The organism is Eubacterium ramulus (genome assembly GCF_003122485.1).
Taxonomy (GTDB): domain Bacteria; phylum Bacillota; class Clostridia; order Lachnospirales; family Lachnospiraceae; genus Eubacterium_I; species Eubacterium_I ramulus_A.
In genome coordinates, this window is sequence record NZ_JRFU01000031.1 from 1 (window position 1) to 25,881 (window position 25,881).

General features: G+C 41.9%; 25 protein-coding genes. 24 read left to right on the forward strand and 1 reads right to left on the reverse strand.

Annotated elements, in window-relative coordinates; all coding sequences use genetic code 11:
- The first annotated feature begins 205 nt into the window (after positions 1-205).
- The 14 genes from LG34_RS03325 (at position 206) to LG34_RS03390 (ending at position 12,783) form a co-directional block, all read left to right on the forward strand.
- Positions 206-694: a MogA/MoaB family molybdenum cofactor biosynthesis protein gene (locus LG34_RS03325; protein ID WP_109214862.1), complete on the forward strand. Its 489-nt coding sequence runs from the start codon at positions 206-208 to the stop codon at positions 692-694.
- 24 nt (positions 695-718) lie between these two features.
- Positions 719-1,753 carry a molybdopterin-binding protein gene (locus tag LG34_RS03330; protein WP_109214863.1) on the forward strand — a complete coding sequence of 345 codons (1,035 nt, stop codon included), beginning with the start codon at positions 719-721 and terminating at the stop codon, positions 1,751-1,753.
- A gap of 12 nt (positions 1,754-1,765) precedes the next feature.
- Entirely contained in the window at positions 1,766-2,242 is a 477-nt protein-coding gene (moaC, locus tag LG34_RS03335) for a cyclic pyranopterin monophosphate synthase MoaC (RefSeq protein ID WP_109214864.1), read from the forward strand.
- A gap of 197 nt (positions 2,243-2,439) precedes the next feature.
- The gene (locus LG34_RS03340) at positions 2,440-2,718 is read left to right on the forward strand and encodes a DUF2325 domain-containing protein (protein WP_109214865.1); all 279 of its coding nucleotides are present in this window, start codon (positions 2,440-2,442) and stop codon (positions 2,716-2,718) included.
- 165 nt (positions 2,719-2,883) lie between these two features.
- On the forward strand, positions 2,884-3,471 hold the full coding sequence (locus LG34_RS03345) for a DUF3793 family protein (protein WP_158582244.1): 588 nt from the start codon (positions 2,884-2,886) through the stop codon (positions 3,469-3,471).
- Positions 3,472-3,623: 152 nt separating this feature from the next.
- Positions 3,624-4,058, forward strand: coding sequence for a flavodoxin (locus LG34_RS03350; RefSeq protein ID WP_109214867.1), 435 nt, complete (start codon positions 3,624-3,626; stop codon positions 4,056-4,058).
- A 341-nt stretch (positions 4,059-4,399) separates the two neighbouring features.
- Positions 4,400-5,644 (forward strand): serine hydroxymethyltransferase, encoded by a 1,245-nt coding sequence (gene glyA / locus LG34_RS03355; RefSeq protein WP_181369277.1) that lies wholly within the window; start codon positions 4,400-4,402, stop codon positions 5,642-5,644.
- Between the two features lie 294 nt (positions 5,645-5,938).
- On the forward strand, positions 5,939-6,640 hold the full coding sequence (locus tag LG34_RS03360) for a CpsD/CapB family tyrosine-protein kinase (protein ID WP_109214869.1): 702 nt from the start codon (positions 5,939-5,941) through the stop codon (positions 6,638-6,640).
- A gap of 45 nt (positions 6,641-6,685) precedes the next feature.
- Positions 6,686-7,462 carry a YveK family protein gene (locus LG34_RS03365; protein WP_109214870.1) on the forward strand — a complete coding sequence of 259 codons (777 nt, stop codon included), beginning with the start codon at positions 6,686-6,688 and terminating at the stop codon, positions 7,460-7,462.
- 18 nt (positions 7,463-7,480) lie between these two features.
- Entirely contained in the window at positions 7,481-8,242 is a 762-nt protein-coding gene (locus LG34_RS03370; protein ID WP_242979792.1) for a class B sortase, read from the forward strand.
- Positions 8,232-9,227, forward strand: coding sequence for an LCP family protein (locus LG34_RS03375; RefSeq protein ID WP_109214872.1), 996 nt, complete (start codon positions 8,232-8,234; stop codon positions 9,225-9,227). Before LG34_RS03370 ends, LG34_RS03375 begins: the two co-directional genes overlap by 11 nt.
- A gap of 123 nt (positions 9,228-9,350) precedes the next feature.
- The gene (locus LG34_RS03380) at positions 9,351-9,992 is read left to right on the forward strand and encodes a hypothetical protein (RefSeq protein WP_109214873.1); all 642 of its coding nucleotides are present in this window, start codon (positions 9,351-9,353) and stop codon (positions 9,990-9,992) included.
- Positions 9,993-10,079: 87 nt separating this feature from the next.
- On the forward strand, positions 10,080-10,799 hold the full coding sequence (locus LG34_RS03385) for a CpsB/CapC family capsule biosynthesis tyrosine phosphatase (protein WP_109214874.1): 720 nt from the start codon (positions 10,080-10,082) through the stop codon (positions 10,797-10,799).
- A 97-nt stretch (positions 10,800-10,896) separates the two neighbouring features.
- Positions 10,897-12,783 (forward strand): polysaccharide biosynthesis protein, encoded by a 1,887-nt coding sequence (locus LG34_RS03390; RefSeq protein ID WP_109214875.1) that lies wholly within the window; start codon positions 10,897-10,899, stop codon positions 12,781-12,783.
- 137 nt (positions 12,784-12,920) lie between these two features.
- On the opposite strand, the gene LG34_RS03395 is transcribed toward LG34_RS03390, so the two are convergent.
- Positions 12,921-13,760 carry a PIN domain-containing protein gene (locus LG34_RS03395; RefSeq protein ID WP_109214876.1) on the reverse strand — a complete coding sequence of 280 codons (840 nt, stop codon included), beginning with the start codon at positions 13,758-13,760 and terminating at the stop codon, positions 12,921-12,923.
- Positions 13,761-14,055: 295 nt separating this feature from the next.
- On the opposite strand from LG34_RS03395, the gene LG34_RS03400 reads away from it, so the two are divergent.
- The 10 genes from LG34_RS03400 (at position 14,056) to LG34_RS03445 (ending at position 25,735) form a co-directional block, all read left to right on the forward strand.
- Positions 14,056-15,732: an AAA family ATPase gene (locus LG34_RS03400; RefSeq protein WP_109214877.1), complete on the forward strand. Its 1,677-nt coding sequence runs from the start codon at positions 14,056-14,058 to the stop codon at positions 15,730-15,732.
- A 59-nt stretch (positions 15,733-15,791) separates the two neighbouring features.
- Positions 15,792-16,280, forward strand: a complete 489-nt coding sequence (locus LG34_RS03405) for a VanZ family protein (protein WP_109214878.1) — start codon at positions 15,792-15,794, stop codon at positions 16,278-16,280.
- Between the two features lie 66 nt (positions 16,281-16,346).
- The gene (locus LG34_RS03410) at positions 16,347-17,972 is read left to right on the forward strand and encodes a MutS-related protein (RefSeq protein WP_109214879.1); all 1,626 of its coding nucleotides are present in this window, start codon (positions 16,347-16,349) and stop codon (positions 17,970-17,972) included.
- Between the two features lie 161 nt (positions 17,973-18,133).
- On the forward strand, positions 18,134-18,436 hold the full coding sequence (locus LG34_RS03415) for a DUF6506 family protein (protein WP_330427519.1): 303 nt from the start codon (positions 18,134-18,136) through the stop codon (positions 18,434-18,436).
- 227 nt (positions 18,437-18,663) lie between these two features.
- Positions 18,664-19,536, forward strand: a complete 873-nt coding sequence (locus tag LG34_RS03420; protein ID WP_109214880.1) for a DegV family protein — start codon at positions 18,664-18,666, stop codon at positions 19,534-19,536.
- Positions 19,536-19,955: a PaaI family thioesterase gene (locus tag LG34_RS03425; RefSeq protein WP_109214881.1), complete on the forward strand. Its 420-nt coding sequence runs from the start codon at positions 19,536-19,538 to the stop codon at positions 19,953-19,955. Before LG34_RS03420 ends, LG34_RS03425 begins: the two co-directional genes overlap by 1 nt.
- A 183-nt stretch (positions 19,956-20,138) precedes the next feature.
- Positions 20,139-21,413, forward strand: coding sequence for an adenylosuccinate synthase (locus LG34_RS03430; protein ID WP_109214882.1), 1,275 nt, complete (start codon positions 20,139-20,141; stop codon positions 21,411-21,413).
- Positions 21,414-21,723: 310 nt separating this feature from the next.
- Complete coding sequence (locus tag LG34_RS03435) at positions 21,724-22,932, forward strand: glucose-1-phosphate adenylyltransferase (RefSeq protein ID WP_109214883.1); 1,209 nt, start codon at positions 21,724-21,726, stop codon at positions 22,930-22,932.
- Positions 22,926-24,068 (forward strand): glucose-1-phosphate adenylyltransferase subunit GlgD, encoded by a 1,143-nt coding sequence (gene glgD, locus LG34_RS03440; protein WP_109214884.1) that lies wholly within the window; start codon positions 22,926-22,928, stop codon positions 24,066-24,068. The genes LG34_RS03435 and glgD overlap by 7 nt, the downstream gene beginning before the upstream one ends.
- 329 nt (positions 24,069-24,397) lie before the next feature.
- Entirely contained in the window at positions 24,398-25,735 is a 1,338-nt protein-coding gene (locus LG34_RS03445; RefSeq protein ID WP_109214885.1) for an MATE family efflux transporter, read from the forward strand.
- Positions 25,736-25,881: the final 146 nt, after the last annotated feature.

Below are 25,881 nucleotides of genomic sequence, written 5' to 3' on the forward strand. Positions count from 1 at the left end.
CAGTGATTCTGAAAAGAAGATGTCAGCTTGCGCTGACCAGAATCACGCATCAAGTCTCACGTGCGTTCGACTTGAAATAAAGCAATAGAAATGTTGTGGATATGTGATAACGAAATTGTACCGTTCATGTGTGACATTCGCGTATTCGTATGGTATACTCAAAGGCAGGGAAAATAAAAAAAGACGATAAAAAAGGAGCAATGCAATGATAAGGGTAGGAATTATTACAGCCAGCGACAAAGGCTGCCACGGAGAGCGCGAAGATCTCAGTGGAGCAAAAATCGCTGAAATTATGGAACAGCATGGATATGAGATCGCAAAAAAAGTGATTTTACCGGATGATCAGCAGATGCTGTCAGAAGAAATGGTCGCTATGAGTGAAGATAACATTCAGCTTGTACTGACCACCGGCGGAACCGGTTTTTCCAAACGCGATGTGACACCGGAAGCAACCAAAGCGGTGATTGAGCGGGAAGTACCGGGAATTCCGATGGCAATTTTACAATATTCTCTGACTATTACAGAACGCGCCATGTTGTCACGGGCAGCAGCCGGCATCCGCGGAGAAACATTGATCATCAACTTGCCGGGCAGTCCGAAGGCAGTAGACGAGGCGTTGAACTACATTTTGCCATCTTTGAAGCATGGATTGGATATTTTACTTGGAAATGACGCCGAGTGCGCCAGAAAATAGTTGTTTAGGAGATATTAGGATATTATGAAACTGATCAAGACAGAAGACGCGGTAGGGCATGTACTCTGCCACGATATTACCCAGATAATAAAAGGCGTGACCAAAGATGCGGTATTTCGCAAAGGTCATGTGGTAAAAGAAGAAGATATTCCGGTGCTGTTGTCCGTTGGAAAAGAGCATCTATATGTATGGGAAAAAGATGATACCAAATGGCATGAAAACGAAGCTGCTGAGATTCTCTACGACATCTGTGCAGGTGCAAACATGCATCCGTCTGATATCAAAGAGGGAAAAATCGAACTGATCGCAGATATTGACGGCGTGTTAAAAATTCGCAGGGATGCGCTGGTGGCAGTGAACAGCCTTGGGGAGATGATGATCGCATCCCGCCATGGTGATTTCCCGGTAAAAGTGGGAGACAAGCTGGCAGGAACTAGAATCATTCCACTGGTCATTGAAAAAGAAAAAATGGAGCGTGCCAGAGAGGTAGGAGGCACCGAACCAATTTTTGAGATTCTTCCATATAAAAAGAAAAAATATGGCATTGTCACAACCGGAAGTGAAGTATTCAAGGGACGCATCAAAGACACCTTCAGTCCCGTTATCCGCGAAAAATTGGCAGAGTTTCCATCAGAGGAAATTGACCAGATTTATGTAGATGATGAAAAAGAGCATATTTTGGAAGCAATCAAGAAACAGATTGCAGCAGGCGCTGAGCTGATCATCTGTACCGGCGGTATGAGTGTCGATCCGGATGACTGTACGCCGTGGGCAATCATGTCTACCGGAGCAAGAGTTGTAAGCTACGGTGCACCGGTGCTTCCGGGCGCAATGATGCTTGTTTCCTATTATAAGAACGAAGCAGATGGCAGAATCATCCCGATTCTTGGACTTCCGGGCTGCGTTATGTATGCAAAACGTACGATTTTTGATCTGGTATTGCCGCGTGTGATGGCAGATGATGAGATTACCGCAGAGGATATTGCAAAACTGGGGGAAGGCGGTCTGTGTCTGAACTGTGGCGTCTGTACCTTCCCGAATTGTGGTTTTGGAAAGTAAGGAGTTGGAATCATGGCAGAATTAACGCATATCAACGAACAGGGCAGAGCCAAAATGGTCGATGTATCGGAGAAAGCCGACACAAAACGAATCGGCATTGCCTCCGGACACATCTGCATGCAGCCGGAGACCTTTACCCTGATCACAGATGGAAAAATAAAAAAAGGCGATGTACTGGCAGTCGCACAGGTAGCTGGAATTATGGCAGCAAAAAAAACATGGGAGATCATCCCAATGTGCCACCCGTTATTACTGACCGGCGTAGACATTCATTTTGAACTGCATCCGGAAGTATCAGAGATTGAAGCCATTGCTTCTGTGCGAACAACCGGAAAGACCGGAATCGAGATGGAAGCACTGCATGCAGTCTCCGCGGCACTGTTAACAATTTATGACATGTGCAAGGCAGTAGACCGTGGCATGGTGATCAAAGACATCCTGCTGTTGGAAAAAGATGGCGGAAAATCCGGTCATTATGTTAGAAGTTAAGAAAAACTAACTAAATGAGAAAACACTATCATTAACCCTCTTGACGGATCAAGAGGGTTAAAGTATACTAACCACATGCAAAAGATATCTGAGCAAACAACTAGGATATCGTCGATAGAATGTCAGGCGGATAAAGGCTCCGCCTTCTTTTAAAAACATAGGTTAGAATATGCTAATAAAAAATGAAGGAGACTAACATGAGCGTTGTAATTATTGGTGGGCATGAAAGAATGGAAACGCAGTACAAACAGATCTGCAAGCAGTATAAATGTAAAGCAAAAGTATTTACCAAAATGAAAACAGATCTGAAAAATAAAATTGGCAGCCCTGATCTGCTGATCCTTTTCACATCTACTGTTTCTCATAAAATGGTACATTGTGCAGTTGCAGAAGCAGAACGCAAAAATATTATTGTTGAGCGTTCCCACAGCAGCAGCGCCAGCGCATTAAACGGAATCCTTGAGCAGTACGCTTAATTTTAAAATAAAGTATTGAAAAAGAAATGAGATCATAAAAACTCATAATGAAAACAAAAAGCGTAAATAATATTTCTCAAACAGATCAATGATTTCTTAAATAGATCAATAGATGAGAGAAATATGACAACAAGGGGAGTATTTAGATATAGGAGGAGACAAGACATGCCAACAGAAGCCGTATTACATCGACTTTCCAGCAGAAAGATGACAGAAAGCCTGATGATGCAGATCATCCTGCATTGTGCACCGGTGTTAAAAAACGTAAAAATGTCATCCATGTTTACCGTTCCGGCAGCATATCTGAAATTTGTACGTTCCGTATTCAAAAATACCGGGATCAAAGTCAGATGTCTTTGCCAGGGAATGGGGCGTGCAGTCGTTTACGTATACCGGGAACAGGAAGTACAGCAATGTCTGGCAGATCCACAGGCCATAGTATTTTTACATACATATGGTTATGAAAGTACAGATGTGGATGCTTGTCTGAATCATTTAAGCCAGAGAGTTTCCCTGTCAGCACAGGGAGCAGAAAGTTATCCACATGAAATGGGAATTTTCCTTGGATATCCGTTGGAAGATGTCAGAGGTTTTATCCTTCATGAAGGAAAAGACAGCCGCTACACCGGATATTGGAAAGTATATGGCGATGTAGAACAGGCGAAACAGACTTTTCAGGCTTACGATAATGCAAAAGAGTGTGCCGTTGTAGAATTTATGGCAGGAAAACAGATGAAAGAGATTGCCTGTTAAAAAACACATAAAAATCTGGAAAAATGTGGTAATGACAACGGGCGAAAAAGTAAAAACGTTTAATACTGTATATAAGCCAACGGATACTGGTTATCAGCAGCCGGGGCTATGTGCAGCATAAAATAAAAAGTTAAATTAAGGAGACAAAGAAAATGGCAGAAGTAAAAATCATTTACTGGAGTGGTACAGGAAATACAGCAGCAATGGCACAGAGCGTTGCAGATGGTGTTACAGCAGCAGGTGCTGAGGCAAAAATCATCCCGGTTGAGAACGCAAGTGCAGCAGATATCGCAGATGTAAAAGCATTCGCACTTGGATGCCCGTCTATGGGAGCAGAGCAGTTAGAGGAATCTTCCATGGAGCCATTCGTAGATGAGATCCTTGGCAGCGTATCCGGCAAAAAAATCCTTTTATTCGGTTCTTACGGATGGGGTGATGGCGAATGGATGCGTAACTGGGTTGAGCAGATGACAGGCGCAGGCGCAGAGATGATCGAAGAAGAAGGTATCATCGCAAACGAAGCACCGGATGCAGATGCTCAGGCAGCATGCGAAGCAGCAGGAAAAGCTTTAGCTGCAAATGCATAAATAATATACAAAGTGCAGATCATACTACAATAATATTTAACCCCTGAATAAATTAATTGGTTGAAAACCACCCTTTCAAAAAGAGATAGACCGTCGTTCCCGGCTTGCGCCGGTGAATAGCGGTCTTTTTTTGTGAGAAATTATAATGTGTGTTTGATGATTTTGTACGTGAGCGTGTATCATAGCCCATTTTTCGTGTTAAAAATTTCACACGATAAATCGTTGAAGTCTGGGTATTGCTTTTTTGCAAAATCTGGGCTATGATAGAAAAAGATTTTTCGCCAGAGAGAGTAAATGGGAAAAATCGAGTTGGGAACCTACGAAACAGGAGGAAAAAAGTGATGAATTTAGAAGAATTAAAAGTAGCTGATGCAGATGTCGCTGCAGCCATCGAAGCAGAGCTGGACCGTCAGAACAGCCACATCGAGCTGATCGCATCCGAGAACTGGGTCAGTGACGCAGTTATGGAAGCACAGGGAAGCATCATGACAAATAAATATGCAGAGGGTTATCCGGGAAAACGTTACTATGGCGGATGCCAGTGTGTAGATATCGTTGAGAATCTTGCTATTGAGCGTGCAAAAGAATTATTTGACGCTGAGTACGTAAACGTACAGCCGCATTCCGGCGCACAGGCAAACATGGCAGTACAGTTCGCATTGCTTCAGCCGGGTGATACCGTAATGGGTATGAACTTAGATCATGGCGGACATCTGACACACGGAAGCCCGGTAAACTTCTCCGGAAAATACTTCCACATCGTACCTTACGGTGTAAACGATGAAGGCTTTATCGATTACGATAAAGTAGAAGAGATTGCTATGGAGTGCAAACCGAAAATGATCATCGCAGGCGCAAGTGCTTACGCAAGAACCATTGATTTTGCACGTTTCCGTGACATCGCAGACAAATGCGGCGCATACCTCATGGTAGATATGGCACACATCGCAGGTCTGGTAGCTGCAGGACTTCATCCAAGCCCAATCCACTATGCAGACGTTGTTACAACTACAACTCATAAAACACTGCGTGGACCAAGAGGCGGTATGATCCTTGTTTCCAAAGAGTCCATGGAGAAAAATAACTTCAATTTCAATAAAGCAGTGTTCCCGGGAATCCAGGGTGGACCGCTGATGCATGTCATTGCTGCCAAAGCTGTTTGCTTCAAAGAGGCACTTCAGGATAGCTTCAAGACCTATCAGCAGGGTATCGTAGATAACGCACAGGCACTTTGCAAAGGACTGATGAACCGCGGTATCAAGATCGTATCCGGCGGTACAGACAATCACCTGATGCTGGTTGACCTGACACCGTTTGACCTGACAGGAAAAGCCATCGAGAAACTTCTGGATGAGGCTCATATCACAGCCAACAAGAATACCATCCCGAACGATCCGAAATCCCCGTTCGTAACAAGCGGTATCCGTCTTGGAACACCGTCCGTTACATCCAGAGGCATGAACACAGAGGATATGGATCAAATCGCTGAGGCAATCTCCATCGTTATTAAAGAAGGCGAAGAAGGCGTTGCAAAAGCACGTGCGATCGTTGATGCGCTGACAGAGAAATATCCGCTGAAAAAATAAGAAAAATACATAAATTTTGACAGAAATTATGCACAGAAAAAGGAATCCGAATCAGAAACAGGATTTCTTTTTTGACGAAAAAAGACGGGAAAAAACGCGTTTTAACGCTGGTAAAATCTTCCGGAGGAGAGAAGTTGTGCCAGAAGTAGGACAGAATAACTAAAAATGCAGGCAAATGAAGCTTACATCTTGGCAAGATACGCATTGACATTCTGAATTTTATCATTTACCATTAATGATGTATGTCATAAGAAGAAAAAATAATAAAATATATAATGGAAAGGAACATATCAGATGCAAGAACTTACTTTACATGAAAAAACGATATTGTCTCCTGTTATGAAAGATGTTTATCGAAGAATTCGAACAAATATTGAGTTTACAGGTATTGATAATAAAGTAATCTGTCTGACAAGCTGTGCAGCAAATGACGGAAAGACAAGTGTTTCCTTTAATCTGGCAAAAAGCTTTGCAGAAAATGGGAACCGTGTATTATTTATAGATACGGATATGAGAAATTCAACACTGTCCAGCAGATTGGAGTTTCCGAAAAATCTGTGTGGGCTGAGTCATTATCTTGCAGGTAAAAATGTCGGATCCGAAATCATTTATGCAACAAGTATTAAAAATCTGTATCTGATCCCGACCGGTCGTTTTCCGAAAAACCCGACAGAACTTCTTGCAAAAGAATCTTTTGAGACACTCATCAGAGGTATGAAACAGACTTTTGATTATGTGATTATTGACACACCGCCACTTGGAATGGTGGTAGATGCTGCTGTTATTGCAAAGTCTGCAGATGCATCGGTACTGGTTATTTCCCCGGATGTGGTCAGCCGCAAATCCGCACAGATTGTAAAGGAACAGCTGGAAAATGCCAATCAGAATTTCCTGGGCGTAATTATGAATAAACTGGATGCCGGAAGTAAGCGGAAAAAATACGGCTATGGATACGGCTATGGTTATGGCTATGGTTATGGCAGAGAAGAAGAGTAATCCCATCGAGGCGAGAAGACAAGAGAGATAAAGGAAGAAAGTACAATGAATAACAAAATGGTAAAAGAAGAAAAAGAAATGGAAATCGATCTTCTGAGTCTGTTCTTTTTCCTGCTGGACAAGTGGAAAATCCTGTTGCTGGGAGCAGTGATAGGAGCCGTGGCGGCAGCTGGAATCACATTTCTTCAGACTCCGATGTATCAGTCTACATCTACACTCTATGTATTATCCAAGACAACGAGCATCACTTCAGTAGCAGATTTGCAGTTGGGATCTGAGCTGACTTCTGATTTTGCAGAGATTGCGACCAGCAAACCGGTTATTGATACTGCAATTGAGACTCTGAAGGATGATGAGAATATTGAGCTGACACGTAAGCAGGTTCAGGATATGATGTCTGTTTCCAATAAGACAGATACACGTATGCTGATGATCACTGTGACAAGTGATGACGCAAAACTTTCCTATCTGCTAGGAAAGGCACTGACTTCAGCAGCAGTTGATCAGATGGCAGCAATCACACAGACAGATAAACCGACGATCGTAGAACACCCGGAGATTGCCAAGGAACCGGTCAGCAACAATCTGACCAAACATGTAGCAATGGGTCTTCTGATTGCGTTAGTACTGATCGGTGGTATTTATACAGTTATGTTTATTACAAATGACCGGATTCAGTCTGAAGAAGATGTTGAGACTTATCTGGAAACAAGTGTACTTGGTGTTGTTCCGATTGATAAAGAACTGGAAGAAGCAAGTCGCTCCGAAGAAAAAGACGAAAAGAACCGCAAGAAAAGAAATAAACATAAAAGTGGCAGATAAGAGAGAGGAATGATTCGCATGCGCAGAAAAATAATATTTTGGATTTGTTTTGTTATTTTACTGGCTGCAGTCGGAACTGGTGCCGGTTTACTGATCCGAAATCATATACAGGCTCAGAAAGATGAAGAATTAAGGAAAAAGGCAGAAGTAAAGACAGAGACCACAGAAGATCTGTCGGCAGAAGAAGAGACTGCGCCGTTGCAGATTCCGGTAGATTTTAATGAACTCTGGAAACAGAATTCAGACATCTATGCATGGATCCGCATTCCGGATACACCGATTGATTATCCAATCCTTCAAAAAATCGAGGATGATGATTATTATATGGATCATACCGTAGACGGTGATGAAGGACTTCCGGGAGCTATTATGACAGAGTACAGTTACAATTCCCGGCCATTTGTCGATCCGGTCACACTTGTGTATGGTCATAACATGCTGAATGATTCTTTTTTCAGTCATCTGATCGATTATCAGGATGAGACATTTCGAAACGAACATTCTACCATCGAAATCTACACGCCGGATCATATTTACACGTATAAAGTATTTGCGACAGTCACCTATGACAACAGACATATTCTGGATACTTATGATTGCCAGACAACAGAAGGATATCAGGCATTTTTAGATTCCCTCTATACCGTGCGACATATGCCAACCTGGATTGAAGATCCGCTTACCGTAACAACAGATGACAGAATTATCGTTCTGTCGACCTGCAATGGAATCTTCGACCAGCGTTACCTGATAGGAGCAGTATTAGTAGATGAACAGTAATAAGAAACAGATTGGTCTGATTGTAATTCTGGCAGTGATAATCGTTGTGATTGCTGCCGGAATTGTGCTGTTCCTTACCAGAGATAAGAAAACAGAAACAAATACAGATCTGTCAGCTGAGATAGAGACACAGTCTCAGGCAAATCTGAATCAGATTGATTATAATGGAAAAAAATACGAATATAACGCAAATTTGATGAATATACTCTTCCTTGGCATAGACAAAGCGGAAGATATTGACACTTCCTATATGCCGGGAGAAGCTGGACAGGCAGACTGCATCATGCTGCTGTCTCTGGATAAAGAGACGAAAGAAGCACGCATCTGGCAGATCAGCCGAAATACCATGACACAGGTAGATCTCTATGATGTAAATGGAGACGTGTACAACGCGATGAATACACAGCTTGCTACACAGTATGCGTACTGTATCGGTGGAAGCAGAAGTTGCTGGGCCACAGAAAAAACAGTAAGAAATCTCCTGTATGATCTTCCGATTGACGGATATTTTTCCCTGTCGGTAGATGGCATTTCTCTGATCAATGATGCTATCGGCGGGGTTACTGTACCGATGACAGAGGCAGATGAAGCTATGGATCCTTCTTTTAAAGCAGGAACTGAGGTGCTTCTGAAAGGTGAGAAAGCAGAAGCTTATGTCCGTTCCAGAGACTTGAATACATTCGACAGTAATTCGGATCGTATGCGCCGCCAGGTCAATTATGTTACCGCAATGATCACACAGATGAGAAGTCATGGCGGAAAGGCGCTGTATGATATTGTGTCACCGTTTCTGGATAAATATATTGTCACAGATCTGGATGCAGAACAGATTGATGCATTGAGCAGTTATACATATCTGACGGATGATGTGACTTACCTTCCGGGGGAAGTTACCATGGGAGAAACGCATGAAGAATTTCATGTGGATGAAGCAAAACTGCAGGAAATGCTAATCGAAAATTTCTATCAGGAAGTGACAAAATAAAATTGTAATCCTCACAGCGGGCAATAAGCCGCTGTTTTATATTAGAAATACAAAAGATGCATGTAATGTCTGGCAGATCATCTGTCAGATATTGCAAATATTATGAAAGGAGAGAAAAGGAACATGAAAAAAGTAGTCGCATTATTAATGGCTGCAGTTATGACAGTAGGAATGGCAACAGTAGCATTTGCTGCTCCGAGTCCGGCTGCAACTACAGGTACTGTTTCCGAGGCAACAGATAAAAACGGAAACAAAGTAGAGGTTACTGTTTCTGATAACTTTACAGCAGCTGAGCAGCCGGCTGTAAATGAAATCAAGAAAGATGCCGCTGCTGTACTGGAAGAGGTTGTACCTGCTGTTAACGCAGCAGATTACAAACTTGCTACAGTAAAAGAGGTTACTGTACCGGCTGGCACAGTATTCCCTGTAAAAATCACTTTCAATGTTGATGGTGTAACAGCAGGAAGCAAGGTAATCGTACTTCACTATGTAAACGGTGCTTGGCAGCAGGAGAGTGTTGTAGCTGGTAATGGTACAATTACTGTTACTTTAAACAGTCTTTCTCCAATCGCTATTTATGTAGAGGCTAACGGAGCAGTAGCCGGAAATGGAAACGGCAGCGCAACAGGCACAGGTGCTAATGGTACTAACGGTGCTAAACTTTCTCCGAAAACAGGTGCTGCACCTACAATGACATTCGTTGTTGTAATCGCAGCTGCTGCAGTAGCTGGAATGTGCGTAACAGCTAAAAAGAAAAACGCATAATTAATTCTGTTGTATGACAGAAACAGGGAAGCAGGGTAATACCTGCTTCCAATTTTAGGAGAAATGATTTCAGGGAGATAGAGAAAAATGGCAGGATATTGGGATATGCATAATCATATTTTGCCGGGTGTGGATGATGGTTCCGGTTCCATGGCGGAGACACTTCGTCTGGTACAGCTTGAATATGATCAGGGAGTACGCAATATCGTGTTCACCCCACACTATCGGAAGGGAATGTTTGAAATATCTTTGGATGAAAAAGAAGAAGTATTCCACAGAACATGTGAGACGTTGACAGACCACTTTCCAGATATGAAGTTTTATCTTGGTTGTGAATATTTTGCCAGTCCGCATATGGTAGAGCGAGTGACCAAGGAACCGCGTTACTGCATGCCAAATGAACATGTGATTTTGGTAGAATTTTCCTATACGGCGGAATTTGATTTTATTATGCAAACAGTTGAAAAACTGCAAAGTGCAGGGATGACTCCGGTAATCGCACATTTTGAGCGTTACCAGTGCCTGCATGAAGATTATGCACTTGTACATTACCTGGCAGAAGAAGAAGTTCTTCTCCAAATGAACTGCAATGCAATACTTGGAAAAGAAGGATTCCGTATGAAGAGATTCTGTAAAATGGCGCTGAAAGATGGTGTTGTAGATCTGCTTGCCAGTGATGCACACAATACAACAGATCGTAGCGTACATATTCAGGAAACAGCTGATCTGATTCGAAAAAAATTCGGAGAGGATACGGTGGCAGAATTGTTGCAGACAAATCCACAACAACTAATTAAGTTGAATTAAATAAACACATAGGAATGAAAAAACGACTGAAAAGGTCTTAATTGAAAAATTAATAGATAAGTTCAGAAAATTAAAAAACGAAAGAAAGAGATTGATTATGAAAAAAAGATTAATTATTCTGATCGCAGATATTCTGGCAGTCATTCTTGCTTATGGACTTGCATTATGGCTTCGGTTTGATATGCGGTATTCCAAGATACCGGATCAATATCTGACAGGATATATGTATTATGCAGTTTTAGCCTGCGTGATTACAGTTGCCAGCTATTCAGTGGCAAAGCTTTACCGAAGCGTATGGACGTATGCGGGTATATCAGAAGTATTACGTACATTTGCAACTTCCATTATTGCAGCAGGCATTACCGGAATTACCTTTTCTATATCCATTACCAGAATGCCGATTTCCTTTTATCTGGTAGGATGGGCATTGATGTTTGGGTTCACAGCGGCAATCCGTCTGATGTACCGTTTGTTACGCCGTGCTTTAATGCGAAGCGAGAGTGCGAGAGAAGCCAATGGCCGTCAGCAAAATATTATGATCGTCGGTGCCGGTGCATCCGGTCTGATGCTTTTGGAAGAGTACCGTACCAGTTATTATCTGACGGATCATGTAAAAATCTTCATCGATGATAATGAGCAGAAATGGCATAAATATCTGGATGGTGTCCGCATTGAAGGTGGACGGGATAAGATTATTGAATCAGTAGAAAAATACAAGATTGATAAAATTATTCTGGCGATGCCTTCCGCAGACCGTAAGGATATCAAAGCAATTCTTGAAATCTGTAACCAGACAAACTGCCAGATTCAGACCGTTCCGGGTGTTTATCAGCTGGTGAACGGTGAGGTCAATGTCTCCAAGCTGAGAAATGTGGAGATTGAAGACCTTCTGGGACGTGATCCGATTAAAGTAAATCTGGATGAAATTCTGGGATATGTCAAAGGAAAGACGGTTCTGATAACTGGTGGTGGCGGTTCCATCGGAAGTGAGATCTGTACACAGCTGGCGGAGCATGAAGTTGGACATCTGATTATTTTTGACATTTACGAAAATAATGCTTATGATATTCAGCAGAAGCTGAAATGGAATCATCCGGAACTGAATCTGACGGTACTGATCGGTTCGGTACGAAATATGCACCGTATCAACAGTGTAATGAAGAAATATGAACCGGATGTTGTATTCCATGCAGCAGCACATAAGCATGTACCGCTGATGGAGGACAGTCCGAATGAGGCAATCAAAAATAACGTATTTGGTACTTACAAGACAGCATCGGCGGCAGGAAGAAATCATGTCAAAAAATTTGTACTGATCTCTACTGACAAAGCGGTAAATCCGACCAATATCATGGGCGCTTCCAAGCGTATGTGCGAGATGATCGTACAGACCTTAAACCATTTCTATGAAACAGACTTCGTTGCTGTTCGTTTTGGAAATGTATTAGGAAGTAACGGAAGTGTTATTCCACTGTTCGAGAAACAGATTGCTGCCGGTGGTCCGGTTACTGTAACACATCCGGATATCATTCGTTACTTTATGACGATTCCGGAAGCCGTATCTCTGGTACTTCAGGCAGGTGCGTATGCAAAAGGCGGAGAGATCTTCGTACTGGATATGGGTGAACCTGTAAAAATTGCAGATCTTGCAAAAAATCTGATCCGTCTGTCCGGTTATAAACTGGGAGAGGACATTGAAATCGAATACACCGGACTTCGTCCCGGTGAAAAACTGTATGAGGAACTTCTGATGGATGAGGAAGGACTTCAGGATACCGAAAACAAGATGATCCACATCGGTAAACCAATCGATATGGATGAAGAAAAATTCATGCATCAGCTGATCCAGTTGCGTGATGCTGCAAATGAGGACAGCGATGCGATCCGTGCAATGGTAAAGGAAATTGTTCCGACTTACCAGATGCCGATGGAAGCATTGGCGTATAAGAAGAAAAAGAATTCTGTATATGATAATTTGCAGTAAACACTTAATTTTTGGGTAGATAGTTATCTATCTGTTTATAACTCATAATGATAGTAGATAGATTTTTACTCCACTCTAGCACCACATTCCCCCCGCGCATAACCGCAGGGGGATGTTTCATTCTGGCATCTTTCTTTTTATTTCTTTATTTTCAAAAGTGTTTTATAAAAAGGCTTGAGTATTTTGTGCAATTGCATTCCCTGATGGGGATATTGGGTCTGCAGCTTTCGATTGAGACTCTTTTTGTCATCTGTCCGCGTGAGATTTGTGTACAGATAGGCAATAAAATCTGAAGGAATTTCGGTATCGGTTGTATTACAATACTTGAAGATCAATTCACAGAATTTCTTGAATCGGGTTTCTTTTTTCCAGGAAACCGAAGGTGCTGCGAATTTTTCCTGACGCATGTATTTATAAAGATCTTCCCCTTTTTTGATACCGTAAAAATGCACATAGGCAAGGTGGATATAAGAAGATTCTTTGGAACTGACACAATTAATGATCGTGTAAAGTTCCTTGAGATCAACACCACTTACCGTTTGCTCAGTGTCTGTGTCTACAGAGGAAGAAGGGGTTGCTTTTTCCTCCGATACAGGTGTTGGTTCTGTCTTGATTTCAGGAGTTGGGATATTACTGCTGGTAAGTCGTGTAATTGCCCGGTTCTGCTCAGACCAGAAATGAACCACAGCATCAAAACCTGTATCATTTGATACGATGACCATTTCATCGGTGTTTTTTGAGCGGAGCTGATAACCAAGATAAGATACTAATTGAAAATCCAGTGCATTGCTGCCTTCGTAGCATCGAATGAACTTGGGCTTGTTTTTGGCATTCATCAGAGCGATGGCATGCTCATAATCAATGCGGGGTGAGTGACTGGTGTAAAAAATCAGGAACGTGCCGTTTGGATCTGCCAGTAAAAGGTCGATCCAGGCATCACCGACGTTTTCACTGTCTACAAAATAAATTTTTGACATTTGCTTTTGGTACCTCATATGCCAGAATGTATTTATTATAGCACGTATGTCCTGTTAGGATAAAAAATATTTTATTAAGATTGGTCTGACATTTCTAAACAGGATTTTGTGAAAATAGTAATTGTCAAACATTTTGACCACAGCTATAATGGAAAAGTAATATATTCGCATTTGAGGTGTTTTCTGAACAGACAGAACTCTTTCAGATAAACGTGTACCTGGATATTTGGAAACAGTAGTTGAAATAAACAGGTGGTTTTTCAGCACTCAAATTTATAGATGGAGGTGTATCTATATGGCAAAATTAAATATTTCGGTTGGTATTTCTGATTTTTCAGAAATTCGCCAAAATCAATATTACTATGTAGATAAATCTGGTTTGATCCGTCAATTGACCGATGGGAACAGGGCAAAAGTTACATTGATCACCCGTCCAAGACGTTTTGGAAAAACACTTGGAATGAGCATGCTGGAAAATTTTTTTAATATTCAAAAAGACAGTAAAGATTTATTTTATGGATTAGAGATTTCAAAGGATGCTGCTCTTTGCCATCAGTGGATGAACCAGTATCCTACCATCTTTTTAACATTAAAAGATATTGATGGATTGAGTTTTGAAGATGCTTATGGTCAGCTGATGGAACAGATCGCAGATCTATATAAAGAGCATGTATATTTACTGGATTGTGATACAGTTGATCCGGATGATATGCAGATTTTTCTTGATCTGAAAGCCGGAAAAGCAGATAAAACGAAACTGAGCCGTTCGTTAGCTTACCTTATGAAACTGATGCATCATTATTATCAAAAACCGGTTATTTTATTATTGGATGAATATGATGTTCCTTTGGCAAAAGCAAGTAGTCACGGTTATTATGATGAAATGCTTAGTATTTTGAAAATTATGATGAGTACGGCATTTAAGGATAATTCTGATCTGTTATTTGCGGTGATCACAGGATGTTTGAAAATTGCAAAAGAAAGTATTTTTACCGGTACTAATAATTTTGTTTCAGATACGATATCTTCTTCCAGATTAAATGAGTTTTTTGGATTTACACAGTCGGAAGTAAATCAGATTTTGAAAGATGCAGATTGTATCAGACATGCCTCTGAAGTGAAGCAGTGGTATGATGGATATCATTTCGGGAACTTTGATATTTATTGTCCATGGGATGTGATGAATTATTTGCGGGATTTGCAGCAGAATCCGATGATACGTCCGTCCAGTTACTGGAAAAATACAAGTGATAATGCGATTATTCGTTCTTTTATTGATCAATCGGGAAGCAGTATTTCACAAAAGTTGGAAAAATTGCTATCTGGTGGATATATTGTGCAGCAGATTGATGAAAATTTGACATATGATTATCTTCACTCTTCGGAAAATAATCTGTGGAGTATTTTGTATCTTACCGGTTATCTTACACGGGTACCGGATGCAGAAATAGAGTTTGCTCTACCCATTGGAAGTACCGCATTGATGATTCCAAATGCAGAAATTCGTGAAATATATGAATCGACGATTATGCAGTGGTTTAACGATTATGCCAGATCCTGGGATCGTAATAATTTGTTTCAGGCTGCATGGATGGAAGATGCAGATACATTAACCGCGGAAATGAATCGTCTTTTGCGTCAGACGATCAGCTACCATGATTATCGGGAAGATTTTTATCATGCTTTTCTGGCAGGTATTTTTGCAGGCGCGGGATATATGGTAGAATCTAACAGAGAACATGGCGAAGGGCGCAGCGATATCGTTATTTCTGATCTGACAAACAGTAAAATTATTATTTTTGAAGCGAAATATGCAAAATCTGTGAGTACAATGGAAGCGGATTGCGAAAAGGCATTGGAGCAAATCAATACGCGTATGTATGCGGCAGAATATGAAGATGATTATGATCAGATTATTTGTTACGGTATTGCGTTTTATAAAAAGCGCTGCTTAGTGAAAAAAGCAGAATAACAATCCCCCCTGTGACCTGAAATCGCAGGGGGATTATAAAAATAAGTAAGGACAGAAAAATGAAAAGTAAAAGAAAAAGCAGATACCTCATCTGGTTATTCCCACTTGCTGTCATGATCATGATTTTTTCTTTTTCCGGGCAGCAGGGAGATGAATCTTCCAGTATGAGTAATATATTTGTAGATCTGTTTTTGCAGGTTCGGGGAACGTTAGGCTTATTTCCGAAATTTGCGGATGCAGATCTGGTAAACGTGATTTCCATTGTGGTGAGAAAAGGGGCGCATGTGACAGAATATATTTTGCTGTGCACCTCATTTCTGACGGCATTTTGGGTATCCGGAGTACGGGGGAAATGGCGAAACATCGGTTCTTTTGTATTTACTTTTGGGTATGCATGCAGCGACGAGTTTCATCAGCTGTTTGTACCGGGAAGAGCAGGGCAATTTAGAGATGTCCTGATCGACAGCAGTGGGGCATTGGTACTGAGTATCATTGTTGTGCTGGTGATGTACATAAGAAAAAAGCGTGTTCCTGCGATTTGGAAATAATGATAAAATCCATGGAGAACAGTTTGGGGATGTTTTTCGTGAAGAAAGTAGAGGAGAAGAAAAACTATGGATACAGAATTTCGTTTACTATATCCGAATGGATATAAGGAATCCGATCAGGCGCGCATGAAATCTTATGATTTTATCACGTCATTACAGATCGATGATATGGTGGTGCTGCAAAATGACCGGTATCGTGGATATTCGGAGCTGACATTGGAAAAGTTTTTTTCTACAGATCCGGAAGTGTTAGAATATCGGCAGGCGATCGTGGAAGATCTGGTGAAGCATCCAAAGCTGTATCAGGCGTTTTGCAGTTCAGTGTCAGAAATTCAGAATGTCAGTGAGTTGCGCCGGGTGCTGAGCAGTGATTTTTCTGTGGATTCGGCATTGAGTGCGGTGCGCTATCTGGAGATGTATGAAGAATTAGTGGATCTGTTTGCAAATGTATTTTCGGAGATTGAAAAAAATCCGGGGGCAGATATTGCATCGGAGGGCATGAAAAATTTCCGGGAACTGGTATACAGTGTGGCAAAGAGTGAGGAATATCTGAATCTGAAACGGGAAATGGAAGCCACCGGCAAAAATTTTGGTTATCTGAAAAGTGTAACCATTGGAATTAACCTGGATGACAATCTGCGACCGAAGGAAGCGGGAATTATTTCCGTCAATGAAAAAGAATTTTCTGCGGGAAGCATTATTGACAAGCTGATGAAGCATCGTCTGACGGATCGGCAGGTGATGATGACTCCATTGTATCCACTGCAGAAGGGATTGCACGGGGAAGAACAGAAAGCGATTAATTATGCGATGGGAAGTGCGCTGCAGACGATCTTTGAAAAACCGCTGCGCTCTTTTGAACCGATGATCCAGAATTATTATAAGGCAAATACGGCGGTGTTTGCGGCACTTCTGGACGATATTCGGTTTCTGACGGCAGGTGTGAAGTTTATTCTGGATATGCAGGCAAAAGGATTTGAAATGTGCCGTCCACAGATTTGTCCGGTAAAGGATCGGGTGTGTGAATTAGAGCAGGTATACAATCCGATGCTTGCTATGCGTGGCGTAGAAAAAACAGTTGTTTCCAACCGGTTTGAACTGGATGAAAACGGTCGTTTTTATCTGGTGACGGGACCAAACCACGGCGGAAAGTCTATTTTTGCATATTCTATCGGTATGGCACAGGCATTGTGTCAGCTTGGGCTTTTTGTGCCGGCACATCAGGCAAAAATGAGTCCGGTGACTGGGATTTTTACCCATTTTCCGGTTTCGGATGAGAATAATTATGGAAAAGGACGGTTGGAGAGTGAGTGTGCCCGCCTCAGTGAGATTTTAAAGCAGTTATCGGATACGGACATGCTTTTGATGGATGAATCTTTTTCCAGTACCAGCGGTCTGGAGGCAGGTTATATTGCATCGGAAGTGCTGACCGGAATCGGTGTCATCGGATGCTGTGGACTGTTTGTGACGCATATTCATGATCTGCCGATGAAGGTTCAGGAATATAATTCTTACCCGGGAAACCGAAGCAAGATTGATAATCTGGTGGCACAGATGGATAATGTGGCGCAGGGTGTCAGAAGTTATCGGATCAGTCGGACGACACCGGATGGACTCAGTTATGCCAGAGATATTGCGGCACGGTATGGTCTGAATCTGGAGGAAATCTGCGGGAATAAGGAAGGAAAGTAGGTTATGTGGACTTTACAAGTCTTTTCGCCTGTATTAAAATGAAGAAGAACGGAGCATCGGGTGAATATTGTCAGGATATTAGATGTTCAAAATATCGGAAGATTGTATATTTCAAAACCGATGATCTGCATCTGAATGAGAAACATGAGGAGGAAAATATCATGATTAATGCAGCTTTTATTTATGTAGCACCGGATCAGAATCCACAGGAGCAGAAAGCAGTGATCCCGTCTGAGACACTTACGTTACATGTCGTAGGATGCTCTACGTATGAACAGGCAGAAGCAGCAGCAAAGGAACTGGTTGCAAACGGATGTGGTGCCATTGAGTTGTGTGCAGGGTTTGGTAACGAAGGAATTGCACGGATCAAGAAGGCAGTTGGGCCGGAGATTCCGGTAGGAGCTGTAAAATTTGATTATCATCCTGCGTTCGGTTTCAAGAGCGGAGACGAATTATTCCAGTAAGTATAAATAGTAATTAAAATAAAAAGAGTTTTGATCGGATATTAGAGTTTTTTGACTGGTCAGAACTCTTTTTTGGTGTAAAAACCCTATATTATAGGAGAAAAGGAAAAGTGAAAAAGTTTCTTTTGGGCGAGCGGTTGTTTTTTTACTTGTGGTGTGTTACTATTTGTAATACTGATGAGAATTATGTATGAGAGTAAAGAGAGAAAAAACGGAGGAATGAAAATTTGAGTAAAGTAGCGATTGTGACAGACAGTAACAGTGGAATTACTCAGGCACAGGCAAAAGAACTTGGAATCCGCGTCATGCCGATGCCGTTTTATATTAATGAAGAAATGCTTCTGGAGGATATTGATCTGACCCAGGAACAGTTTTATGAGAGATTGACAGAAGGTGCTGATATTCACACATCCACCCCTGTTTTAACAAATTTTACAGATCTTTGGGACGAACTGCTTGAGGAGTATGATGAGATCATTCATATTCCGATGTCCAGCGGACTTTCCAGTACCTGTTCCACAGCGACCATGCTGGCACAGGATTACGACGGAAAAGTATTTGTTGTAGACAATCAGCGTATTTCCGTAACGCAGCGTCAGTCTGTTATGGATGCTATGGAACTGGCAGCAGCAGGCAAATCCGGACAGGAGATTTACGACAAACTGATGGAGAATAAGATGGAGTCCAGTATTTATATTATGCTGGATACCTTATATTATCTGAAAAAAGGTGGTCGTATCACACCGGCGGCAGCAGCACTTGGTACTTTGCTGAAACTGAAACCGGTTCTGCAGATCCAGGGTGAGAAGCTGGATGCTTTTGCAAAAGCAAGAACCGTAAAACAGGCGAAAAACATCATGATCAAACAGATCAAAGATGACTGTGAGCGTCGTTTTGGTTCTGCAGATGGCACCGGCGTACACATTTCCATGGCGTATACCCATGATCTTGAAGCGGCAGAAGAGTTCAAAAAAGAAGTACAAGAAGCATTCCCGAATCATGAGATTGTGCTGAATCCGTTATCCTTAAGTATTGCATGTCACATTGGACCGGGTGCTCTGGCAGTGACAGCGACAAAAGCAATCGAGGTGGATGCATAATGGTAGATTACGAGAAGTTAAAGCAGATCAGAAATATGGGATTTATCAAACATACCGGAATCAAAACTGTTGAACTCCGGGAGGGTTACGCAAAGGGTGAAATCGTATTGGATGAGCGCCATGCAAATCCGATCGGTTCCACACATGGCGGAGTACTTTTCACATTAGTAGATACCGTTGGTGGTGCGGCAGCAACAAGCCGTGGCAGATATGTGACTACGGTATCCGGAAATATCAATTATCTGCGTCCGGCGATGAACTGCAAAAAGCTGATCGGAGAGTCACGCGAGATCAAGATCGGTAAAAAAATGTGTGTCTATGATGTTATGATCACAGATGAGAATGACCGTGAGATCGCAAAAGCTACCATGACTTATTTTTATCTGGACAAGATCAATCCAGAAGATTTTGTAAAATAAGAACCGTATCAATCAGATAAAATAATGAATAAATATTAGTTTTACTTATAAATAGATGTTATATATTAGAAAAAAGATTTTACATCTTGTATAGAATCGTGTATAATCATAAAGTAAAACGGAAAATAAAAAGGGCAGGTTTTACACCTGTCTTTTATAATGCCGAAGGAGGAATCTGTAATTATGGTAAAAGCTGTAGTAGGAGCAAACTGGGGTGATGAAGGAAAAGGTAAAATCACCGACATGTTGGCAAAAGAGGCAGATATTATTGTTCGTTTCCAGGGTGGCGCAAATGCAGGCCATACCATCGTGAACAATTATGGTAAATTTGCACTTCACACACTTCCGTCAGGATGTTTTTATGGACATACAACAAGCATCATCGGTAACGGTGTTGCATTAAATATTCCGGTACTGTTCAAAGAGATCCAGGACATTGTAGCAAAAGGTGTGCCAATGCCAAAAATTCTTGTATCTGACCGTGCACAGATGGTTATGCCATATCATGTGTTATTCGATCAGTATGAGGAGGAGCGTCTGGGTGGTAAATCATTCGGTTCCACAAAATCCGGTATTGCACCATTCTACTCAGATAAATATGCAAAAATCGGTTTTCAGGTAAGTGAATTATTTGATGAGGAGCTCTTAAAAGAGAAAGTTGTCCGTGTCTGCGAGACAAAGAACGTTACTTTAGAGCATCTGTATCATAAACCGTTACTGAATCCGGATGAGTTATTAGAGACTCTGCACCAGTACAAAGAGATGGTAGAGCCGTATGTATGTGACGTATCTACTTATCTGTGGAATGCGATCAAAGAAGGCAAAGAGATCCTGTTAGAGGGTCAGCTTGGTACATTAAAAGATCCGGATCACGGAATTTATCCGATGGTTACATCTTCTTCCACGCTGGCAGCATATGGCGCAATCGGCGCAGGTATCCCGCCATACGAGATCAAGAAGATCATCACAGTCTGCAAAGCATACTCAAGTGCAGTAGGCGCAGGTGCATTTGTCAGCGAGATCTTTGGCGATGAGGCTGATGAGCTGAGAAGACGCGGTGGCGACGGCGGTGAGTTCGGCGCTACAACAGGCAGACCGAGACGTATGGGATGGTTTGACTGTGTGGCAAGTAAATACGGATGCCGTCTGCAGGGTGCGACAGATGTAGCATTTACAGTACTGGATGTACTTGGATATCTGGATGAGATTCCGGTATGTGTAGGTTACGAGATCGATGGCGAGGTAACCACTGAGTTCCCGACCACTGCAAAACTGGAGAAAGCAAAACCGGTATTAAAGACATTACCGGGATGGAAATGCGATATCCGCGGAATCAAAAAATACGAAGATCTTCCGGAGAACTGCCGTAAATACGTAGAGTTCATTGAGGAGCAGATCGGATTCCCGATCACTATGGTTTCCAACGGACCGGGCAGAGAAGATATCATTTACAGATAAACATATGGTGAAACATGAGGGAGCAGCTGAGGAATCAGCTGTTCCTTTTTCGATTTACAATGGGAAGTTTTTACCAAATGTAAAACCTATTTTTACGATAGGAATAAAACACAAGAAAAACACTGCTGCTTTGTATAATATAATGAAAAAATATAAAATGTGTTTGAAAATATTGTAAAAAATATTCATAAAACATGAGAATTTACTTTAAAAATTAGTAAATATGCAGTATAATATATGCATTACCTGCAATGACTAATTTATTTATTAGAAGCAGGGGATATATATTATTTTCAGAGGGGGATATGAAGTGGAAAAAGAAATTATTGCTATGCTGCTTGCCGGTGGACAGGGCTCACGATTATATGCACTGACACAGAAACTGGCAAAACCGGCAGTTCCGTTTGGTGGAAAATATCGAATTATTGATTTCCCGTTATCCAATTGTATCAATTCAGGTATCGATACGGTAGGTATTCTGACACAGTACCAGCCGCTTGTACTGAATGAGTACATAGGAAATGGACAGCCATGGGATCTGGACCGTTTGAATGGAGGTGTTCATGTTCTCCCACCATATCAGAAGGCATCTGGCTCTGACTGGTACAAAGGAACAGCGAATGCGATTTATCAGAATATCTCATTTATTGAGCGGTATGATCCAAAATACGTGATCATCCTTTCCGGAGACCAGATCTGCAAGCAGGATTATAACGATTTCCTTGAATTTCATAAGAAAAAAGGCGCTGAGTTCAGTGTGGCAGTTATGGAAGTGCCTTGGGAAGAAGCATCCAGATTTGGACTGATGGTTACAGATGAGAATGACAAGATCACAGAGTTTCAGGAGAAACCGGCGAATCCGAAATCAAATCTGGCATCCATGGGTATCTATATTTTTAACTGGGATGTATTGCGTAAGTATCTGATCGAGGATGAAGCTGATCCGGAATCAGAAAATGATTTTGGTAATAACATTATTCCGAATTTACTTCGGGATGGCAGAGATATGTATGCATATCGCTTCAGTGGTTACTGGAAGGATGTAGGAACCATTTCTTCTCTGTGGGAAGCAAATATGGAAGTTCTGGATCCACAGCACAGTGGTATCGATCTGTTTGAAGATGACTGGAAGATCTACAGTCGAAACAGTGGTATGACCGGTCATAAGATTGGTATGCATGCACAGATTGAAAACTCTATGATTACAGACGGATGTCGAATTGATGGTGAGGTAGAACATTCCGTACTGTTTGCCGGTGTCAAAGTTGCACAGGGAGCAGTTGTAAGAGATGCCGTTGTCATGGGCGGAACGGTGATCAAATCCGGAGCAGTCGTAGAACACTGTATCATCGGTGAAAATGCAGTTATCGGTGAAAATGCGAAGATTGGTGTCGTAAAAGAAGGCGAAGAAAAAGGTGTTGCAACCATTGGACCGGGCGTTTATGTGGGTGATGGAGCAACCGTTGGTTCCAATGCCATGGTACGAGAAAATGTAAAGGATGGTGAAGAAGAATGGTAAAGTCTAATACAAGCGCACTGGGAATTATTTTCCCGAATTACTATGATTCTCTTGTCCCGGAAATGGTCAGCGAGCGGCTGATGGGCTCTGTTCCTTTTGCAAGCCGTTATCGTATGATCGATTTTGTACTTTCCAGTATGGTAAACAGTGGAATCAACAACGTATCTGTACTGGTTCGCGAGAAATATCATTCTCTGATGGATCATCTTGGTTCCGGTCGTGAGTGGGATCTGGTTCGTAAGAACGGTGGTCTGACGATTTGGCCGCCATATGCAGAGAAAGGCATGCATCTGTATGACGGACGTATCGAAGCACTGCATCATACACTTTCTTATCTGGAAAAACAGAAAGAAAAATATGTGATTATTGCAGATACGAATATTGCTGTAAATTTTGATTTCAGAAAATTTATCAATGAGCATAAAGAGAGCGGTGCCGATGTATCTGTTGCTTATACAGAGCAGGAAGTTCCGGAAGGACTGGTAAATGCGCAGAATTCCAGAAAGGATATGTTCTATACGTTCAAACTGGAGAATGGTCGTGTTACAAAATGGTATATCAACCGCAAAGAAGATGGTGTACAGAATCTTGGTATGAATATTTACTGTTTTGACAGAGAATATATGATTGATCTGGTAAATGAAGCTTATGTGCATGGACAGACGAATCTGGAGCGTGATGTATTATCCAATGAAGTGGATAAGATTCATATCCATGGATATAAATACGAGGGCTATTATGCACGAATCTGTGACAGAAATAGCTTTTTTGAGGAGAACATGAAGCTTCTGAAGGATGAAAATCTGGAAGGACTGTTCGCAGGAGGACAGATTTATACAAAATTACGAGATGATAACCCGACCAGATATATTGCTGGTGCAACTGTAAAAAATATGATGGCAGCAGATGGATGTGTCATTGAGGGAACGGTTGAAAACTGTATTTTGTTCCGTGGTGTCAAGATCGGTAAAGGCGCAGTTGTGAAAAACTGTGTGCTGATGCAAGATACTGTTGTGGAGGAAAATGTAAAAGCAGAATATGTGATTACGGATAAAGATGCGGTAGTGACTGCCGGAAAAGAAATTAAAGGGGCAGATACGTTCCCGCTATATATAGCAAAACATCAGAAAGTATAATTATAATACAAAAATGCCGGAGCATTCTTGAACAGATGCTTATACAGTAAAAAATACGAGGCTGTGTGGTGAAAAATTACCACACAGCTTCGTATTTTTTTCAATGCAGATTGTAAAGCGACGATGTTCATGCGCAGGCAGCAAAAGTGGATTGCAAATGTCCGCTTTATAAAATTACAGGAAGTGAACGGTTTTGTTGCTTATGGTACGGTATTGACTGTTATAGTGTGAAAAAAGATTTGACAGAGTGCCGGGAAACTGCGCTATAATAGAAATGCATGTCTGAAAAGAAAAACAGGGAAAAATGATAGAATGGAGCAGTATTATTTATGGAACGAAATCTTACGACGGGAAGTGTGTTAAAAAATATTTTATATTTTTCACTTCCGTATCTGTTATCTTATTTTTTACAGACACTATATGGTATGGCGGATTTGTTCATTGTCGGCCAGTTTGATGGAGTAGCAAGCACAACAGCAGTATCTGTCGGCAGTCAGGTGATGCATATGATCACAGTTATGCTGGTGGGACTGGCAATGGGAACAACGGTTACTATCGGACAGGCAGTTGGTGCCGGAAACCGGGAAAAGGCATCGAAAACAGTTGGAAATACCGTAGTATTATTTATGGTGCTTTCTGTTGTGCTGATGGCAGTATTGCTGTTTTTCGTTAAGACGATCGTAGCGGTTATGTCTACACCGGAAGAAGCTGTGGCAGGAACGGTCTCTTATCTGACAATCTGCTTTATCGGCATTCCGTGTATTACTGCATACAACATCATCAGTTCAATTTTCCGTGGACTTGGGGATTCAAAAAGCCCGATGTATTTTATTGCAATCGCATGTGCGGCAAATATCGGTCTGGATTATCTGTTCATGGGAGCATTTCAGATGGGACCGGCAGGAGCGGCACTTGGAACGACGCTGGCACAGGCATTGAGTGTTGTGATCGCACTGATCATGATCCTGAAACGGAAAATGATCACGGTGACAAAGACTGATTTTATTCCACAAAAAGAGGCGATGGGGCAGATTGCCCGGATCGGTATTCCGATCGCTTTGCAGGACGGACTGATCCAGGTTGCATTTATCGTCATTACCATTATTGCAAACCGCCGCGGATTAAGTGATGCGGCAGCAGTTGGAATCGTGGAAAAGATCATCAGCTTTTTATTCCTGGTGCCATCTTCCATGTTGTCGACGGTCTCCGCGATGGGAGCTCAGAATATCGGTGCCGGAAAACCGGAGCGGGCGATCCAGACCCTGCGTTATTCCATTATGATCACGGTGGGATTTGGCGTGATCATATCTGTGATCATTCAGTTTGCAGCAACACCGGTGATGGGACTGTTTACTACGGACGCGGCAGTGGTTGTACTTGGCACACAGTATATCAGAGGTTATATCTGGGATTGCATTTTTGCGGGCATTCATTTCAGCTTCAGCGGATATTTTTGTGCCTGCGGCAGATCGGAACTGTCTTTTATTCACAATATTACAGCAATCGTGCTGGTGCGTGTGCCGGGGGTTTATCTGACATCCAAAATGTTCCCGGATACGCTGTTCCCGATGGGACTGGCGACAGCGGCGGGATCACTGACATCTGTCGTGATCTGTCTGATTGCATATTCTTATTTGCGCCGCAGACAGAAAAAAGATGCGGTTTGACGGATGATGCAGGTATTTTATCTCAGTCGAGAAGACTCCCACTTCTGCAAGTGGTAAGTAATAACAAGTCTTTCTCAGTGGGAGTACAATCTTCGACTGAGATAAACGCTCCGCGGGGATGTGCAGTGATTCTGAGAAGAATATGT